This is a genomic window from Candidatus Pelagibacter sp. Uisw_090, assembly GCF_047717845.1.
In the GTDB taxonomy this organism is placed as follows: Bacteria; Pseudomonadota; Alphaproteobacteria; order Pelagibacterales; family Pelagibacteraceae; genus Pelagibacter.
The window spans coordinates 344493-363704 of record NZ_CP159810.1 but is presented as its reverse complement, the minus strand read 5'-3'; the positions used below and the strand labels follow the sequence as shown (position 1 = coordinate 363704).

The 19212-nt window shown below is 33.2% G+C and carries 17 protein-coding genes; 11 read left to right on the top strand and 6 right to left on the bottom strand.

What is annotated here, in order from left to right; genetic code table 11:
• Positions 1-12 precede the first annotated feature (12 nt).
• Entirely contained in the window at positions 13-1596 is a 1584-nt protein-coding gene (locus ABXT58_RS01880) for a choline dehydrogenase (protein ID WP_415304344.1), read from the top strand.
• Positions 1593-2543: a DMT family transporter gene (locus ABXT58_RS01875; RefSeq protein WP_415304343.1), complete on the top strand. Its 951-nt coding sequence runs from the start codon at positions 1593-1595 to the stop codon at positions 2541-2543. Before ABXT58_RS01880 ends, ABXT58_RS01875 begins: the two co-directional genes overlap by 4 nt.
• 14 nt (positions 2544-2557) lie before the next feature.
• On the opposite strand, the gene ABXT58_RS01870 is transcribed toward ABXT58_RS01875, so the two are convergent.
• The 6 genes from ABXT58_RS01870 to ABXT58_RS01845 form a co-directional block, all read right to left on the bottom strand.
• The gene (locus ABXT58_RS01870; RefSeq protein ID WP_415304342.1) at positions 2558-4711 is read right to left on the bottom strand and encodes an ABC transporter permease; all 2154 of its coding nucleotides are present in this window, start codon (positions 4709-4711) and stop codon (positions 2558-2560) included.
• A gap of 3 nt (positions 4712-4714) precedes the next feature.
• Complete coding sequence (locus ABXT58_RS01865) at positions 4715-5746, bottom strand: quaternary amine ABC transporter ATP-binding protein (RefSeq protein ID WP_415295512.1); 1032 nt, start codon at positions 5744-5746, stop codon at positions 4715-4717.
• Between the two features lie 73 nt (positions 5747-5819).
• Positions 5820-6371, bottom strand: coding sequence for a hypothetical protein (locus ABXT58_RS01860; RefSeq protein ID WP_415277886.1), 552 nt, complete (start codon positions 6369-6371; stop codon positions 5820-5822).
• Positions 6372-6377: 6 nt separating this feature from the next.
• Entirely contained in the window at positions 6378-6752 is a 375-nt protein-coding gene (locus ABXT58_RS01855; RefSeq protein WP_415277887.1) for a hypothetical protein, read from the bottom strand.
• 10 nt (positions 6753-6762) lie between these two features.
• A complete protein-coding gene (locus ABXT58_RS01850; RefSeq protein ID WP_415285946.1) occupies positions 6763-7206 on the bottom strand; it encodes a hypothetical protein in 444 nt (147 codons plus the stop codon).
• A 103-nt stretch (positions 7207-7309) separates the two neighbouring features.
• Positions 7310-8254, bottom strand: coding sequence for an ABC transporter substrate-binding protein (locus ABXT58_RS01845; protein WP_415304341.1), 945 nt, complete (start codon positions 8252-8254; stop codon positions 7310-7312).
• A 118-nt stretch (positions 8255-8372) separates the two neighbouring features.
• On the opposite strand from ABXT58_RS01845, the gene ABXT58_RS01840 reads away from it, so the two are divergent.
• The 9 genes from ABXT58_RS01840 (at position 8373) to ABXT58_RS01800 (ending at position 19204) form a co-directional block, all read left to right on the top strand.
• The gene (locus tag ABXT58_RS01840) at positions 8373-10700 is read left to right on the top strand and encodes a DUF1989 domain-containing protein (RefSeq protein ID WP_415304340.1); all 2328 of its coding nucleotides are present in this window, start codon (positions 8373-8375) and stop codon (positions 10698-10700) included.
• Between the two features lie 4 nt (positions 10701-10704).
• Entirely contained in the window at positions 10705-11055 is a 351-nt protein-coding gene (locus ABXT58_RS01835; protein WP_415302740.1) for a hypothetical protein, read from the top strand.
• Between the two features lie 102 nt (positions 11056-11157).
• The gene (locus tag ABXT58_RS01830) at positions 11158-12486 is read left to right on the top strand and encodes an NAD(P)/FAD-dependent oxidoreductase (protein ID WP_415304339.1); all 1329 of its coding nucleotides are present in this window, start codon (positions 11158-11160) and stop codon (positions 12484-12486) included.
• Positions 12487-12558: 72 nt separating this feature from the next.
• Positions 12559-14028 (top strand): glutamine synthetase family protein, encoded by a 1470-nt coding sequence (locus tag ABXT58_RS01825; protein ID WP_415304338.1) that lies wholly within the window; start codon positions 12559-12561, stop codon positions 14026-14028.
• 25 nt (positions 14029-14053) lie between these two features.
• Positions 14054-14998, top strand: a complete 945-nt coding sequence (locus ABXT58_RS01820; RefSeq protein ID WP_415304337.1) for a glutamine amidotransferase — start codon at positions 14054-14056, stop codon at positions 14996-14998.
• Positions 14986-15840 carry a GXGXG motif-containing protein gene (locus ABXT58_RS01815; protein WP_415284999.1) on the top strand — a complete coding sequence of 285 codons (855 nt, stop codon included), beginning with the start codon at positions 14986-14988 and terminating at the stop codon, positions 15838-15840. Before ABXT58_RS01820 ends, ABXT58_RS01815 begins: the two co-directional genes overlap by 13 nt.
• Positions 15840-17264 (top strand): FMN-binding glutamate synthase family protein, encoded by a 1425-nt coding sequence (locus ABXT58_RS01810; protein ID WP_415277901.1) that lies wholly within the window; start codon positions 15840-15842, stop codon positions 17262-17264. Before ABXT58_RS01815 ends, ABXT58_RS01810 begins: the two co-directional genes overlap by 1 nt.
• Positions 17265-17273: 9 nt before the next feature.
• Positions 17274-17675: a hypothetical protein gene (locus ABXT58_RS01805; RefSeq protein WP_271482723.1), complete on the top strand. Its 402-nt coding sequence runs from the start codon at positions 17274-17276 to the stop codon at positions 17673-17675.
• 128 nt (positions 17676-17803) lie between these two features.
• Positions 17804-19204, top strand: coding sequence for an ammonium transporter (locus ABXT58_RS01800; RefSeq protein ID WP_415277902.1), 1401 nt, complete (start codon positions 17804-17806; stop codon positions 19202-19204).
• Positions 19205-19212 lie beyond the last annotated feature (8 nt).

Here is a 19212-nt window from a genome sequence, read left to right as displayed (position 1 = left end):
AGGAAAAACTATATGAAATATGATTATATTATTATCGGTGGTGGATCAGCAGGATGTGTTCTTGCAAATCGTTTAACTGAAAATGGAAAATACCAAGTAGCTTTATTCGAAGCTGGAAAACCAAGTGATATTTGGAAAGTAAAAATGCCACTTGCTATTCTTTATACAATGCATGATCCAAAATATAATTGGAAATATTATTCTGAACCAGAGCCCCATTTAAATAACAGAAAACTATTTTGTCCTAGGGGAAAAATGATTGGCGGATGTTCTGCTCATAATGGTATGGTTTATGTGCGAGGTAACCCTAATGATTATGAAAGGTGGGCTTCATTTGGACTCAAAGATTGGTCTTACGAAAAAGTCCTTCCTTATTTCAAAAAAATTGAAACTTGGTCAGAAGGAGAAAATGAATATCGAGGTGGGAATGGCTTACTACCTGTTAATCAATCTAAAAATAAAAATCCATTATTCAAAGCATTTATAGATTCTGCAACTGAGGCTGGTTATGAAATGAACCTTGATATGAACGGTAAAAATCAAGAAGGTTTTGGCATGTATGATGTGACAATTGACAAGGGAGAAAGAGCAAGCGTCTCTAAACATTATTTAAATCCCACAAAAAATAGAAAAAATTTAACAATTTTCACAGACTCCTTTGTAGAGAAGATCATCTTTGATGGAAAGAAAGCCATTGGTATTAAGGTTAAGATTAAGAATAAAGTTGAAAAAATTTTTGTTAATAAAGAGGTAATATTAAGTGGAGGTTCAATTAACTCTCCTCAATTACTCTTACTATCTGGAATTGGACCAGTTGAACATTTAAAAGAAAAAGGAATTGAAGTTATTCACAATCTAAGAGGTGTTGGAAGAAACTTACAAGATCATCTTGAAACTTATATCCAGCAAGAATGTAAAACATCTGACACACTGTATTCATATGTTAATAAATTCAATATGCTTAGAATAGGAATTCAATGGTTTTTAAATAAAACTGGACCCTGCTCAACTTCCTTCCTAGAAGCAGGTGGTTTTGCTAAATCCTCTCCTGAAAGAAACTATCCAAATATCCAGTTTCATTTTTTTCCAGCTTTTGTAATTGATCATGGCTTGGTTGAGCCTGATAGACATGGGTTTCAATTGCATGCTAGTCCTAATCATCCAAAAAGCAGAGGTTCAGTTACATTAGATACTTCAAGCCCTTATGATTATCCAAAAATTTTATTTAATTATCTTGAACATAAGGATGATCTCAAACAAACAGTGGAAGCTATTGAAATGGCTAGGAAAATTCTTGGACAAAATTCAATGAAACCATTTGCTGGTAAAGAAATTGGACCTGGATCAGATATTCAAACTCATGAATTATATGAAGAATATGTTAGATCTAAAGCAGAGACTGCATACCATCCTTCTTGTACCCTCAAAATGGGAATTGATGATATGGCAGTTGTAGATGAAAAACTTAAAGTACATGGAATTGAAAACTTAAGAATAGTAGATGCTTCCGTTATGCCTGAAATTACCAGTGGAAACCTAAACGCACCAACATTAATGATTGCTGAAAGAGCGTCAGAATTTATTCTTAATTCATGACGCCTGTACAAAATAATCCAAGAGGCATTCTATTTATTCTTCTTGGTATGATACTATTCTCCATTCAAGATGCTTTGATAAAATTTATTTATCAAGATGCAGCATTATATGAATTATATTTTGGAAGAACATTTATTGCACTAATTTTATTAGTTGGGTATCTCAAGTTTTCTAAACAAGAAATTATTTTAAAAACACACTACCCTTTTTTAACAACCTTAAGAGTTATATGTTTCTTTTTTGGATTTAGTTTTTTCTATATCTCTCTTACATATATGTCTCTTGCTATGGCCAATGCGTTATTTTTCTCTAGTCCTTTTTTTGTTTCAATTTTGGCTACAATATTTTTAAAAGAAAAAGTTGGTATTAGAAGATGGTCAGCAATTTTTATTGGGTTTATAGGGGTATATTTGGTTTTAAATCCAGATTTTACAAATTTTGATTATATGAAATTAGCCCCTGTTGCTTGTGCGTTATGCTACTCAATATCAATGACAATCACAAAAATCACTTCTGATAAAGATAATGTTTATACACAAATGTTACATTTATATTTTGGTGCTGTTCTAATAAGTATATTATTTTTTATTTTTACAGGTGAGGGACAATTTAACAACTTTAGTGATCCAGCACTGCAATTTATTTTTAGAGAATGGTTTACAAACCCATCTTATGCCTGGCCATTTATAATAGTTATGGGGTGTATTGGGGCTTTTGCATTTTATTTTATACTTAATGCTTACAGTATTGCGTCTCCATCTGTTGTCTCGCTTTATGAATATTCTTTAATAATTTGGTCAATACTAACAGGGTATATATTGTTTAATAATATTCCCACAACAAGAACATTTGTTGGTGTTTCAATAATCATAAGTGCTGGAATATATATTTACTTTAGAGAAAAGGTAAAAGATCAAATGATTGTTACAGATACTCCAAATAGATAATGAAAAAATATTAACTAGTCTATACCAAGGTGTTTTTTTCTTTTATTTACCCAGGTTCGAATTAAATGGTCAAATACCAATCCTATGAAAGCAACACAAAGACCTAGCGTTAATCCTATACCTGCACCTTTTTTATCAGATATAGCTTTTAAAATATATTGTCCCAAATCCTCAGTTCCAATAAATGCTCCAATAATTACCATAAATAAAGCAAATACAATTGTTTGATTTAAACCAAGCATCATGTGAGGAAGTGCTAAAGGGAATTCAATTTTCAACAACCTTTGTATCTTCGTTACACCTGACATTGAAGCTGCATCATGTAAAGAAGATGGAACACTTCTTAATCCTTCAATCGTATATCTTGTGGCAGGTATAGTTGCATAAACAACTACTGCAATTAATACTGATGTGTCTGTAACTCCAAAAAGCATCATAACTGGAATTAAGTATACAAATGAAGGGAATGTTTGAAAAATATCACAAACTCCCAACATAAAATTTGTGGTATGTTTATTCTGAAAACATAAAGTACCAACAGTAAAACCAATTATACAAGATAAGATAACTCCAAAAGTTGCCATATAAGTTGTAACTAAAGCTCTGTCCCACCATGGACTTAAAGCTATAAATAATGTTAACCCCCCTACTGTTAAAGCTGAACGTATTCCTCCAATTATATAACCAGCTCCCATAACTAGAACAAATGTTGCAACAATAGGCATACGCAAATAAGCAGCTCGCATTGGCTGCAGTACATCTACTATTAACCATGTATTAAAAATTTTTAAAGTTTGAAAAAAAGTATCCCAAATCCAATCAACCCCTTTATTCCAAAAATCTGCAGTTGATATTCCTTTGTTGTGAGGAATTTCATATAAATAATTAAAACCTTCTTTAAAGTAAAAAGATCCAACATAAGCAAATATAATTCCAATCAATATTGCACCAGAAAAAAATAATAAATTTTTATAACGTTCAAAGAAAGTTAGGTTGCCAAAATAATCTGTTTGTTTATTTGCCCAAGCTAAAGATAATTTATCTAGTAATATAGCAATTAAACTAATGCATAAACCTGCTTCTAACGCTAATCCGATGTTTAGCTGATTTAAGGCTAACAATAAATTAAATCCTAAACCTTTGGCGCCTATAAAAGCTGAAATTACTGCCATAGAAAAACACACCATAATAACTTGATTCACTCCAATCAAAATATCTCTTCTTGCAGTTGGGATTAGTACTTTAAACATAAGCTGTAAATTATTACATCCACTCATTCGGCCAGCTTCAATAACCTCAGGCGATACTCCTCTGAGACCTAACAAAGTTAGTAGTATCATTGGTGGAACAGCTACAACCATGGTTATAATTACTCCAGCATGATCACCAACACCAAAAAGAACAATTGCAGGAACCAATACAGCGTATTGAGGCATAGTCTGCATAACTAAAAGTATTGGATATAAAGCTTTTTCAACACGTTTACTTTTGAATGCTGCAATCCCTAAGCCCAAACCAAAAATAAAGGATAGTGGTGCTGCAACCAATATAAAAGAAAGTGTTTGCATCGAAGGTTTCCATTGACCAAAGATAGAAATATAAATCATGACTATAGCAGCGAATAAAGCTAAACCCTTGCCACTTAATTTATACCCAAGTATTGCTGCACCCGCTGCAACAATTGTCCAAGGTAACCCTGGCAATTCTGCCCATGAATTTTCACTTATCCAATCCCAACTTGTAAAGGCAACAATAGTTTCAACGCCACCTAATAAAATCTCTCTAATTAATTCAATAAGAAATGTTATAAATGAAGTTAAATTTCTTGTTATTTGTAAAACTAAAGGGCGAGTTTTAAATTCTTGAGTATCTTCATTCCAAAATTCCATTGGCATCCAATCATTCATTAAGAAAAATAATAAATCATTTATCCAAATAGGTAGCCATCCAAGTAAAGGAGGTAATCTCCAAAAAACATCAAATGCATAATACCTTACTTCTGCGCCAAAGAGTGTGTAAGTGCTTTGATTTGGATCTTTAATGAATTCTGCTTGGCCTCTAATAAATTTATAAGTTTCTGGAACATCAATTGCAAAATATAAGGTAAAAAAAGCAATTAACAAAAATAACCATTGAAATATTTTTGGATATTTTTTTAATAATTCCATATTCTAATCATTTTTTTTTTTCCCACCAAAAACTGTGTGTATTATTTTTGATGGATGAACAGTGCCAACAATTTGATTGTTTTCATCAATTACAGATACAGACTTTTCTTGAGTTAATATTTTTTCAGCTACATTTTCAATTATTTCATTTCTTAAAACTTTTAAATCACTTAAATTTTCATTATTTGGTTTTTCCATTACATCTTCTATTTTTAAAACCTTCTCTCTAGGAACTTCTTCAGTGAATTTTTTTACGTATTCTGTGGCCGGATTTAACACAATGTTAGCTGGGGTATCTAGTTGTTCAATTATACCATCTTTCATTATTGCAATACGGTCAGCAAGTTTTAAAGCTTCATCAAAATCATGTGTGATAAACATAATTGTTTTTTGTAATTTTTCTTGAAGTCTCAAAAATTCATCTTGCATCTCTTTTCTAATTAATGGATCTAATGCAGAAAATGGTTCATCTAAAAACCAAATATCAGGTTCAACAGCCAATGATCGAGCAATACCTACTCTTTGCTGTTGTCCACCAGAAAGTTCTCTTGGAAAATAATTTTCTCTACCATCAAGACCAACAAGCTTTACCATTTCCATTGCTTTATTGATGCTATCTTTAGTTTTAATGCCTTTGATTTGAAGTGGGAAAGCAATATTTTCCACAACTGTTTTATGAGGAAGCAAAGCAAAACTTTGAAATACCATTCCCATTTTATTTCTTCTAAGTTCAATCAGTTCTTTGTTATTTAATGAGAGTAAGTCTTGACCTTCTATAAAAATCTTTCCAGCAGTTGCATCTGTTAATCTAGAAATGCATCTTAACAAAGTTGATTTACCTGAGCCTGATAAACCCATCACAACTAACATTTCACCTTTTGAAACCTCAAAAGAGGCATTATTCACACCTACTATACATCCGTTTTCTTGAAATGTTTTAGCATCTACATTTCCATTTGCATCTTGAAGCATCTTTTTGGCATTTGTTCCAAAAATTTTGTAAACAGATTCACATTTGATTACTGTATCGGTCATAATGTTTTAATAAGTTATACGAAATAAAAATAAAAAACACTTTTTATATTATTTATACTTATCGTTTTTCTCCTTAAAAATTTTTAATAAAATAAACTCTTGTATCAATTCCAGTACTTAAAAAATTTAAAACCTCTCCTTTAACAGTAATTTTTTCATCTACCCCAACATTATTTCCACTAACTGTAAAACCTGCAAAGCATTTATTATTTTCCTTATTCCATTTAACAAACGTTTCATCAATTTTATTTCCATTAATAGTATAAATATGATGTGCTCTAAAATTCAAAAAATTGGCACCCATAATTGCGCGCTGAGGAATAATCTTTGTTGCGTTGCAGACTTTTTCATATTGCTCTAAAGACAACTTATAATGATCAGTTCCATCATAAAATACTAAAATTCCTGATGGCAAACTTGAAATCAGTTCATTTTGCTTTCTTGTCTCCGCAATTCTTTCTTCTTCTTTTTTCATTTTAGCAATTAGCTCTTCACCCTCACCAAAAATATTATTTAAGATAGCAAAGGAAAAAATTACAATAATTATTAAGATGATAAGACCTCCAAACTGTCTAACTGGCTCAGATATCTTCTTTAATTTATTTAAATATATATTTTGTAACATTTTTATCTATTCTTGAAATTTGCCATTTTTCCAAATTCCTTTTTTTTCTTTTCCATCGGACCATGTAAATGTTCCCTCTCCATTCATAAACCCATTGGCCCATTCCCCATCATAAGTTGCACCGTTTGGAAAGGTCAAAATACCCTTTCCACTCCACACACTATTTTTAAACTCACCTTTATAAATATATCCATTAGGCCAAGTCTCAACTCCTTGTCCTTGTTTTTGTGTGCCAATCCAATTCCCTTCGTATGTTGTTTTGTCAGTGTAAGTCCATTTACCAAAGCCATCTTTACAGTTTCCTTCGCAACCTGTCTTTCGAGCTGATACTGATGTTGCAACTAAAAAACTTAAAGCTATATAAAATAAATATTTTTTCATTTTTTTAAATTTAGCTACATAAGTAAAAAGAAATATTTTTTTCAAGATTATCACTTTTTATACCTATTGTAATTTCGTGAACTAATTCACCTGATTTTCTGTTAATTATACCTGATTCTGAGTAATTTTTTCTTTCATCAAAAGCTTTGAATAAAACTATGTCTTTATTTACAACTTTTACTTCAAATTTTGCAGTTTGTGAGAGGAACAATGATAACCCATTAATCAAAAGTTTTTCTGGTCTCTTTGCATCGATTTCAAATTTATCTAAATTTTGATTATCTAAATCTTTTGCTAAAAAAGTTTTATAATTATATTCTGAGTTCTTGAGTATTTTCTTTTCTAATTCACATACAAAACCAATTTTAATATCCTCTTGTATGTCTATATTTTTTGCAAAAGAAGAATTAAAAACTAATAGACTGATAGATATATATAAAAAAAACTTTATCATTTAATTAAAAAGTCCGTAATTTGAATTTGTGCGAAAGCACATTCTTTAAAAAAAATCCCCCCCAACATTGTTGGGAGAGATTTCAATTTATTAACTGTTACCCTTATTTAGTAAAAGCTTGCCAAACACTCTTATTATCAGCTAACCATTTTTTAGCTGCATCTTCATGAGTCAATTTGTCAAGGTCAACTAAAGCAGCCATTGCACCAATGTGACTTGTAGAGAATGACATTTTTTTAAATGCCGCTGCTGCTGCTGGATGTGTTTTTGGAAAGTCTGCAGTTACAGCTTTTTTCAAATAACCATCTGGCGAACCACATTTTCCATCACCACCGTCTTCTGGTCTACAACCTGCTGAATATGGAGGGAAATCTATAAAAGTAAAACCAGCACCATCTGTGAAGTTTGGTGTCCAGTTGAATATTATAGTTCCTCTTCCTTCTTTTTCAGCTGATTTAAGTTCTGCCCAAAGTGCATCTGCACTTCCAGCAAATTTAACAGTCCAAAGATCTCCAAGTCCTAAAGCATCAACCCTTTGAGGTATTAAATCTCCATGCCAACTTTGCGGACCTTCTAGCATTCGTCCTTTTCCACCTGAGTCAGGTGTTGTAAAGTTTTTAGCACAAGCTGGATTTTTTAATGCAGTCCAGTCTGGAAGACCAGGACATAATCCTTTTTCAGTAACCCAGTTTGGATATCCCATATCTTCAAGCGTTCGAGCTTCATGATCTCCCCAGTCAACTAAACCACCTTTGTCTAGCGCTGTAGTAAATGATTTTCCAAACGCAGATTCCCACACTTCATGAGATAAACTTACATCACCGATACGAATTGCTTCATAAACTGCTTGTGAGTTTGTATTTACATATTTTACATTATTTCCCATACTTTCGAAAATTCCACCAATAACATGAGCCATTACAATTTGGCTAGACCAGTTATGAGTTGGAATAACGATAGGTTTTTTACTATCTGCTGCATTAGATACTCCAGCAAAACTAACTGCTGAAATTACCAAGGCAGATATTAATGATACTATTTTTTTCATTATATTCTCTCTCCTTAATATTAATGTTTAAGTAGGCATGTTCTCACTTATTAAATTTATAGTCAATGGCCTTTGATTATATTAAGCTAATGTTAAATTATTTAAATTTATACTGGCAATGCTGCATACTAGTAACGATATACGAAATCCTGGATTAAGAACATTACCACCTGGAGTTGAAAGATATTTTGTAAGAGGTGGCGGGCTGTCTATAATAGAAGTTTTGCCAGAAGATAAAATAGAAATCATTAATGAAGAAGGAAGACAAATTTGTGAAATAATTGTTTTTAATTCAAAAGGTAAATCTGATCTATCTATTTTAAATTTGAAAGAAAATGCTAATGCAGATTTTTCAAAAAAAACTATTGCTAATGATGAAAAAATTTCAAAGCTGCTAAAGAATAAAAACCTTGATTTAAATAATGCTAAATCATCAATTGTTTTTAGTGAAGATTGTTTTATGGGTGAAAAAATAACATTAACCTCAAAAGATAAATGTATTGTAATGATTGCTGCACCTGGTGATGCAATGAATGTCCATGAACAAAATCCACCTACAGATTTAACTATTTTTTTAAATAAAGCTAAATTTATTGAAACAGATGAACAATTTATTTTGCCAGATCCGCTTAGTGATCCAATTATTGAACAACTTGTAAAGAGAAGAACTGCTGAAACTTATGAGGTAAAAGCTGGTGAATATATTCAGATAATTGATCCAGGCGGAAGGCAATGCTCTGATTTTCTAGCTTTTGATACACAAAAATTAAATGACGGCATTGAAAGTATTATTGATGATAAAGCAACACGAACTTTTATGGGTGGTGCTTACCCTGGGCCTGGTTTGTTTTCAAAGTTTTATGATGGTGATCATGAAGCTATGATTGAAGTTGTAAGAGATACAGTTGGAAGACATGATACTTTCAATCTTGCTTGCACATCAAAATATTATGAAGATATGGGTTATATGGGTCATATTAATTGTACTGACAATTTTAATAATAGACTGGATAAATATGACATCAATTCTAGAAAAAGTTGGTCTGCAATAAATCTTTTTTTTAATACTGCAATTGATGCTAATAATGTTGCATCTTTTGATGAACCTTGGTCTAGACCTGGAGATTATGTTTTATTTAGAGCTTTAAAAGATCTAACATGTATATCATCAGCTTGTCCTTGTGATGTTGATGGTGCAAATGGCTGGAATCCCACTGATATTTTTGTTAGGACTTATTCAAAGGAAAAAAAGTATTCAAAAGCAATAGCATTTAGAATGAAAACAGACTCAGAACCTAAACTAACTCAAGAAACAGGTTTCCATAAAAAAACTTCAGAGCTAACAAGAAATTTTGTTGAGTATAAAGGTTTTTGGCTTGCTAATAATTTTACAAATTCAGGAACTATAAAAGAATATACAGCTTGTAGAGAAAGTGCGATTGCAACAGACTTATCGCCTCTTAGAAAATTTGAAATTCTTGGACCTGATGCAGAAAATTTAATGCAATATACTCTTACTAGAAATGTAAAAAAATTATCTATAGGACAAGTTGTTTACACAGCCATGTGTTATGAAAATGGGTGCATGTTAGATGATGGTACTTTATTTAAATTAGGACAAGATAATTTTAGATGGATTGGTGGAGATGAATACAGTGGTGAATGGTTAAAAGAACAAGCTAAAAAAAAAAATTATAAAGTTTGGATTAAATCTGCAACAGATCATATTCACAACATTGCAGTTCAAGGACCAAATAGTAGAAAAATTTTAGAAAAATTTGTATGGACGCCTCCTATACAACCATCCATCACTGAACTTGAATGGTTCAGATTTAATATTGCAAGAATAGATCATGAAACAGGTACGCCAATTGTTGTTTCAAGAACAGGTTACACTGGTGAACTTGGCTATGAAATTTGGTGTCATCCAAAAGATGCTGCGGAGGTTTGGGATAAAGTTTGGGAAGCTGGTAAAGAGTTTAATATTACTCCATTAGGCTTAGAAGCTTTAGACATGGTTCGTATTGAAGCTGGACTAATTTTTTATGGTTACGAGTTCGATGATCAAACAGATCCATTTGAAGCAGGTATTGGTTTTACCGTTCCACTTAAAACTAAAGAAGATGATTTTATAGGTAAAGAAGAGTTAGTTAAAAGAAAAGCAAATCCACAAAAAAAATTAGTTGGTTTGGAATTGGTTGGTCATGAACCAGCAGTAAATGGAGATTGTGTTCATATTGGTCGTGGTCAAGTGGGTGAAATAACAAGTGGAATGCTATCCCCTAAACTTGGAAAAAATATTGCACTTTGTAAAATTGACGTAAAATATGCAGAGATAGGAACGGAAGTTGAGATTGGTAAGCTTGACGGTCATCAAAAAAGAATTGGTGCAAAAGTTGTTCCCTTCCCTTTCTATGATCCAACAAAATCAAGAGTTAGAGCATAATAAAATGACCGATAACAGCAAAGATCTTTTAAATTTTTGGGAAGACCAGATGAAGCAATCACATACATCTAGTAACTATTTTTTTAGAAAATCTCCTTCACATTATCATATGATGTTACTTGTAATGTCAGCGCATAAACTTAATGAAAAGCTTTCTGTTGAAGGGCTAAAAACAAAATTATTTAAAACCTCTAGGCCAAAATCTGCTTTGATAATTAATGAGGCTTGTGAGAAAGGATTCTTTCGTTTAGAAAAAACTTCAACTGATCAGCGAATAAAAAATATTATACCTACTGAGACTTTTATTAATGAGTTTAAACAATACCTGGCTACTTTAAAAAAGCTAAGCTATTAGCACCTAATTCAACAATCTCTTTAAGTTGATATCTTTTATATATAAAATTTAGTTATAAATATAATTATATTAATTACTTTTTAGAAAAAATAATGTTTTCATATGTCAACACTACCAACTAAAGCTAAAGTAGTAATCATCGGAGGCGGAATTCATGGCCTAAGTACAGCTTGGAAACTTTCAGAAACTTATAAAAATCCTGGTGACATTGTAATTCTTGAAAAAAAAGATACTGCAGCAGGTGCAAGTGGAATTGCTTGTGGTGTTATAAGAAATAATTATTTTCAACCAGCTATGAGAGAGTTAATGGCTCATTCTGTATCAGTATGGGAAAGTGATCCAAAAGCTTGGAAATATAATGCTGTAGGGTATTTACAAATATCTCCAGAGGTTATGCACGAAGATGTTGCTACAATTTATGAGCAGCAAAAAGCTATTGGTTACGAATCAGAATTTATTGAAGGTGAAAAAGAATGTACTAAATACATGAAAGGTATGTTTGATGATTGGCAAGCACAAGGCATCACATCCATACTTCATGAAAAAAAAGGTGGTTATGCATTCAACAAAGCTTCCATAAAAGCTCTAGAAGAAAAATCTACTACAAATGGTGTTGAGGTTATTAAGGGTGTGACGGTTACAGGATTTAAAAAAGGAAGCAATAGCAAAGCTGTTACAGGTGTTGAAACAGATAAGGGAATTATTGAGTGCGAACAAGTAGTTGTTGGTGCTGGTCCTTGGGTTAGAGATTTTTGGAACATGTTAGATCTTCCAAAAGTTGCAAATATTAAAGGACAAGATGGAAAATTTCATAAAGAAGATATGTGGAAATATTGGATGCTACAAGAAGGTGTTATTGGTGTTGATAAAGATTTTTTAAGAATGAATGATGGTGGTCAGCCTCCTGTAATGCATGTTGACTCAACTGCCCCACTATATTCTGACACAACTAAAAAACTAATTACAGATGAACTTTGGGGAATTTATTATAAGCCAGACATTGAAGGGCTTGGTGTTCAGGGTGGAACATCTCCTTACATAGTTGATAAACATTTTGATAAAGTAAATATTGATCCTTATGGACTTGAGTCTCCTGAATTTCAAACAACAGAATCATTTAATGATATGTGGTGTTCAGCTTTAGCTCATTGTCATAAAAGGTTTGAAGGTAAATCTGGTCTATATAGAAAAGGACCCTCAGGTGGTCTTGGATGTATGACACCAGACAATTTTCCTATATTCGATAGATTTTTAGAAAATGTTTACATGATAGCAGATGCAAACCACGGATATAAAATGATTGGTGTAGGTGAGCTTGTTGCACAAGAAATTTTGGGAACTGAAAGTGAATTATTAAAACCGTTTAGATTCAACCGTTACGAGAAGGGTGAACTTCATCCAACCTCTAACAGTCCTTTCCCTTGGAGTTAAACTTCAAGCCTAGACACAAATAATTTTTTCAGTTACGGTTCCTTAAATAAAAATTCATTAGAGGGAGAGATAATGACAGATTTAGATAGACACGTTAGACAACCAGGTAGAGACAAATTAGTTAAGCAAGTTAGAGCTAAAATTAACGAGTTAGGTGTTGAATATATTTATTTTCAATTTATTTCTGTAACTGGAAGAGTTGTAGGTAAAGGTATTCCTACTGATCATTGGGAAAGAACTTGCGAAAAAGGATTTCAATTAGTTTACGGAGCTACAGCAAACTTATTTGTCGATCGTCATGGAGATTATATTGGTTATGGACCAGAAGCTAAAGAGCTAGTTGGTATACCTGATCCTGAAACATTTTGTCAGCTTCCATGGGATAAAAAAGTTGCAAGAGTATTTGTTACTTGCTTTAGAAATAGAGAAGAAAGAGATAATCCAGGTGCACATTTAACATCAGATTGTCGTGGAAATTTAAGAATACACGCTCAAGAATTTAAAAAGAAACATGGTTACCAATTAAGAGTTGGGACAGAGCCAGAAATGATGTGGTTAACTAAAAATGAGGATGGTTCGCCTACTGGTAAAGGTTTTTCTAAACCTTATTGTTATCATATTGATCAATTTGAATCGTTAAGACCAGTTTTCATGCAAGTTTTTAAATACGCAAGAGCAATGGGTTTTGACATGATTCAAGGAGATCATGAAGATGCACCAGGACAATTAGAATTAAACTGGATGTATGATGATGTTTTAAGAAATGCAGATAGACTTTCAACTTATAGACAAATTTGTGCACAGGTTGCTAGAGAGTTTAATTTGATAGCTTGCTTTATGACAAAACCTTTTATGGGTGTATCTGCAAGTGGTTGTCATACAAACATGTCTTTATGGACAGGTGGAAAAGATAAAGTGAATAAACTATCTCACAAATCTCTTCCAGGGATGGATGAGGTATTTACTTACGTTGAGGGTGGAACAAATACCTTTATGCCTGATACTAAAGATATTCAATTACCAGGTAAAATTGGTTTGAAAGCTATTGGTGGAGTAATGAAACATTTGGGTGCCCTAACAGCAATTGGTTCTTCTACTGTTAACTCATATAGAAGATTATGGGATACTGGTTTTTGGGCTCCTGTTTATGCTGACTGGGGATTTCAAAATAGAACTTGTGGATTAAGAGTATCTGCGCCAGGAAGATTTGAATATCGTTCAGTTGATTCAATGCATAATCCATATTTAATGGGTTCTGGATTGTTAAAATGTTTTGATGATGGAATAACAAATAATATTGATCCAGGAAAACCTGAGTCTAGAAGTATGTATGAAGCTCAAGCAGCTGGGAAGATAGTTAAAAAACTACCCATGAGTCTTGGTGAGGCTTTAAATCGTTTAGCAGAAGATGAGGTTATAAAATCAGCTATGCCAGATGAAATGTATAAAGTTTTCCATTGGTATAAAAATGATGAGTGGGAAAAATTTTTAGGTGCAACAACTCAGTGGGATCTAGATACGTATCTGGACTGCCTACCATAGTCTTTAATAGAAATAGGAGAAATATATGTGTGGAATAGCGGGATTAATTTATAAAGATAAATCAGTAAATATTGGAACTCAATTGCAAGGAATGCTTCAAGCATTAAAGCATAGAGGAGAGGATTCTACTGGCTATGCTCTTTATGGAGATACAGATGGAAAAAATTTCATTATGCGTTTTAAAGTTGGAGAAAATGTTGGTGAAGGTAGTTCATCAGTAAGTGAAGAGACTTCTGTTTACGATGAAAGAATTAAAATAGTTAAGTCATATATCTTAGGTATGGGTGCAAAAATTATTAAAGAAGAAAGAATACTTCCCTACTCTTTAAGATATGAGGTCAGTTATGATGAAAAAGACTTAAGAGAGTTTTCTAGAAAAATCGAGAGTGTTCCTGGTGTTGAAATTCTTTCTATGGGTAAGTCTTTAGAAGTTATTAAGGATTTGGGTAATGCAAAAGACGTTTGTGATAGATATAATTTAGATAAAGTTGTGGGGACACATGCAATCGGCCATGCAAGGATGGCAACTGAATCTGGTGTAGATATTAAATCAGCCCACCCTTTTTGGGGATATCCATTTAGTGATGTGTCTGTAGTTCACAATGGTCAGTTAACAAATTATTGGAATAATAGAAGAATGCTAGAAAACGAAGGTATGAGATTTATGTCTGAATGTGATTCAGAATTAATTGCAGTATATCTAGCAAAAAAATTGAGAGACGGTGCAACCCTTGAAGAAGGTATGAAAGATTCTTTAACGGGTCTTGATGGAGTATTTACTTACTTTGTTGCAACAAAAGACTCATTAGGAATGGCAAAAGATACAATGGCTGCAAAACCATTAGTTCTTTATGAGTCTGATAATTTAATAGCAATGGGATCTGAAGAAATTGCAATTAGAGCAATTCTTCCTCAAGAAATTGATACATATGATCCGTATGATGGAGAGGTAAAAGTATGGCAAATCTAAAGACTACAGAGAAAAAAACAAAGTCCCAGTCAATGGGCATGCACACAGAAGTTTTAACAGGAAGAACTCAACAAAAGTTTTTTAATCCTGATGAAGGTGAAAATCTTTATTATTTTGGAACTTATGATGTAGATTTTAATAAAAGAACAGATCTAGATGTTAAAGAAATGACGGCTCCAGAAGCTAATAAAGAAATTGATAACTTAATGAGCCAAGGTTTTGGAACAATTGTTATTAAAAACCCTCAAGGAAAACATAGTTTAGGTGTTGGTATTTTGAATAAGTTAAACTTAATTTTTGAAGGAAGTTTAGGTTATTTTGGTATGGGATCTTGTGACGGACCTACTGTAAGAATTAATGGTAGAGTTGGTTGGTCTTGTGCAGAAAACTTAATGGCAGGAAAAGTTGTTATAGAAAAAAATGCAGGATCTTGCTTTGGTGCCGCTATAAGAGGTGGTGATTTAATTTGCAAAGGAAGTGTTGGTGCAAGAACTGGAATTGACATGAAGGGTGGAACTATCATTGTTGGTGGTGATGCTGGAGCTTTTACTGGTTTTATGATGCAAAGAGGAAGAATAATTATTCTTGGTGATGTTGGAATAAATTTAGGTGACTCAATGTATGATGGAACAATATTCATTGGTGGAAAAATAGGATCATTTGGAAGTGATGCTGTTCCATCTGATCTTACAGACAGTGACCAAGACTGGTTAAAAAGAAAATTAAAAGTTGCAGAGATAGGTGAAAAATTTGATGTCAGTAAAATGACAAAAATAGTCGCAGGGAAAAAACTTTGGAACTATGATAATCTAGAACCTCATGAAAAGAAAGGAGCTATCTAATGGCAAAAAAGAAAGTTAAAAAAAATAGTAAAAAATTAAAAAAAACTAATGGAAGTGTTGGTGGAAAAGCTGACGTTCATGCACATGAAGAGGGCAAAAGAAACAAAAGTCTGTTAGGTCACAACGCTATTTTTACTCCTGAAGTTATAGACGATATTCATATTAAAGCTCAACTTGGAAGATACAGAATGCGTGGAATGGCATTAATGAAAAAAATTCCTACATTTGATGACTTAGTATTTTTACCAGGAACTCTTACAAGATTTGTAATTGAGGGTTATAGAGAAAAATGTGAAACAAAGACTATTATTGGACCAAATTGTGAAAACCCAATTGAACTAGATATACCAGTATATATTACGGGTATGAGTTTTGGAGCACTTTCTTATGAAGCAAAAACTGCTTTAGCAAGAGGAGCAACAATGGCTGGAAGTGCAACATGCTCTGGCGAAGGTGGAATGATTCCAGATGAGAGAAGATATTCTGAAAAATGGTATTACCAATGTATCCAATCAAGATATGGTTTTAATCCTCATCATGCTCAACTAGCTGATGCAATTGAAGTATTTATTGGTCAAGGACAAAAAGTTGGAATGGGTGGACATTTAATGGGTCAAAAAGTTACTGATCAAGTTGCAGAAATGAGATCTCTACCATCTGGTATTGATCAAAGATCTCCAGCAAGACACCCAGACTGGTTAGGTCCAGATGATCTAGCTTTAAAAGTTGAAGAATTAAGACAACTTACAAAGAACAAAGTACCAATTCAATTAAAACTAGGTGCATCAAAAGTTTATGACGATGTTCGTATGGCTGCAAAATGTAATCCTGACTCAATATTTTTAGATGGTATGGAAGGTTCAACAGGAGCTGGTCCTCACATAGCTGCTGCGAATACTGGTATCCCAGGAATTGCTGCAATCAGAGAAGCAAGAAGAGCTATTGACGATGTTGGTAAAACTGGACAAGTAACTTTAATTTATGCAGGTGGTGTTAGAGATGGTGCTGATATGGCGAAGGCTTTAGCCTTAGGTGCTGATGCAATAGCAATTGGGACTGGTGCTTTAATGGCTTTAAACTGTAACAAAGATATACCAGAAGCAAATTTTGAAAAAGAAATGGGTGTAAAGGCTGGTGAATGTTATCACTGTCATACTGGTCGTTGTCCAGTTGGTGTTGCAACGCAAGATCCTAAATTAAGAGCTAGATTAAATCCTGATGATGCTGCATTAAGAGTTTATAATTACCTTCATGCAATGACATTAGAGGCTCAACTTTTAGCAAGAGCTTGTGGTAAAACTAATATTCACTCATTAGAGCCTGAGGATTTAGCTGCTCTAACAATGGAATCATCTGCATTAGCTAAAGTTCCGTTAACAGGAACTAACTTCACTGTTGGTGTTGATAACTATCACAAAATATAAGGAATATTTATGGTTAAGAAAAAAACAAAAACAAAAGTAAAAAAAGAAAACCTAGGTGGAAAATCTAAAGAGACAGCTAGAGAAAAAATGATTGGGCAACATATCGGTTATAGATATGACGTTAACCTATTACCTGATTATAAAAAGATGACTCCATTCTTAAAAAAATATGTAGAAGCTATGGGATGGGATGATCTTAACTGGTTAGAAGATATTCATATGGGTTATGAAGAGGATAGACCTGCTGTATTTTGTAGAAATGCAAATGGTTGGGTTACAATTCCAAAATCAATCAAATTACCAAACAACCAACAAGACAGAGATATGATTGCAAGAGAGCTTCTAGTTAAGTTTCAAATGTCTAAAAAGCACCCTCTTGTTGATTTGAAAAAAGCTTACCTTAAGTTTTAGTCTGTCAATCAAAGGTTGATTATTTTTTTTAAATATACCGTCATTGCTTATCTATTTAAGCACTGTATAGTTTGTCACACCTATTAAAATCTCGTAAGCTTTCCTAAATTAACAAGGAGAGAGAGATTATGGATGATCAATTAGGCGCTCTTACAGTTATATTTACAGAATTTTACTACTGGGTAACAGTAGTATTAATGTTCCTGATTCACGTTGGGTTTTGTATGTATGAAGTTGGAGCCTCGCGTTATAAACATCACCAACACACTTTAATGAAAAATACCATGGTAATACCACTAGTAACTGTAACCTGGTTTTTCTTTGGTTGGTGGATTTACTGGGCATTCCCAACAGGACCGGGGATAGCTCCATCAATAATGAATGAGAGTTCAGCATTAATTACTGACGAAAGTACTTTTAGTGCGAAATGGTATGTAGCAAATACTGAATTTATGGCTGTCAACTTAGGTGACCGTATAAGTGGAGTATTCTGGGCTGCATTCTTACTATTTTCATGGACAGCTGCTTCAATTGTTTCTGGAGCAATCATTGAAAGAATTACAACTTTTGCATTTGGTATTTTAGCAATTGCAATTGGTTCGTGCTTCTGGGTAATTGATGCTGCTTGGGGATGGCACTTTGATGGATGGATGCTTAAAATTTTAGGATATCATGACGCTTACGCATCAGGAGTAATTCACGCAATTGCGGGTGGGTTTGCTTTAGGTGTTCTAATCGTTTTAGGACCTAGAATAGGAAAGTTCTCATCAAGTGGTGAACCAAGAAATATAGGGCCAAGAAACCCGTGGCTAGTTACAGTTGGATTATTTTTAATCTATACTGGTTTCTGGGGATTTTATGCGGCATGTAATATACCGATATTTGATCTTGGACCTGAATATGGAATGGAAGGTGTAACATACTGGACAGCAACAAACATATATGTAACCCCAACCACACTGAGTGGAATAACCTATAACTTCTTGATGTCATTATCAGGTGGATTATTGGCTGGATACGTGGTCGCTAAAGGTGATCCATTCTGGACTTACTCAAGTGGACTAGCTGGGATCATCTGTGCATCTGCAGGTAATGATTTGTATCACCCGATACAAGCAATGCTTATTGGTGCGATCGGTGTTGTTATAGCATACAAAATGCATTACTGGGTTGAGCGTAAGTTCAAAATTGATGATGCAGTTGGTGCAGTAGCAGTACATGGTTATGCGGGTGTTGTTGGTCTTATAATTTGTGGATTTGTTTTAAATGGTTACCCAGCATCTGGATATAATGTTGGAGCTATGTGGGATGGATCAACTTATGCATCAATCAATCCACTTGGTCAATTCCTTGGAGCAATTATAATGTTTGGAGTTCTTGGAATGTTACCAGGCTACGTTATTGCTAGAATACTAAGCGCTTTTGGTAAATTAAGAATACCGCGTGAAGTTGAAATAGCAGGACTAGACTATGAAATAATGGAGGACGATAGAGAAGCTGAAAAAGCAGTCGCCTCTTCAACTAGGTAAAGGAGAAA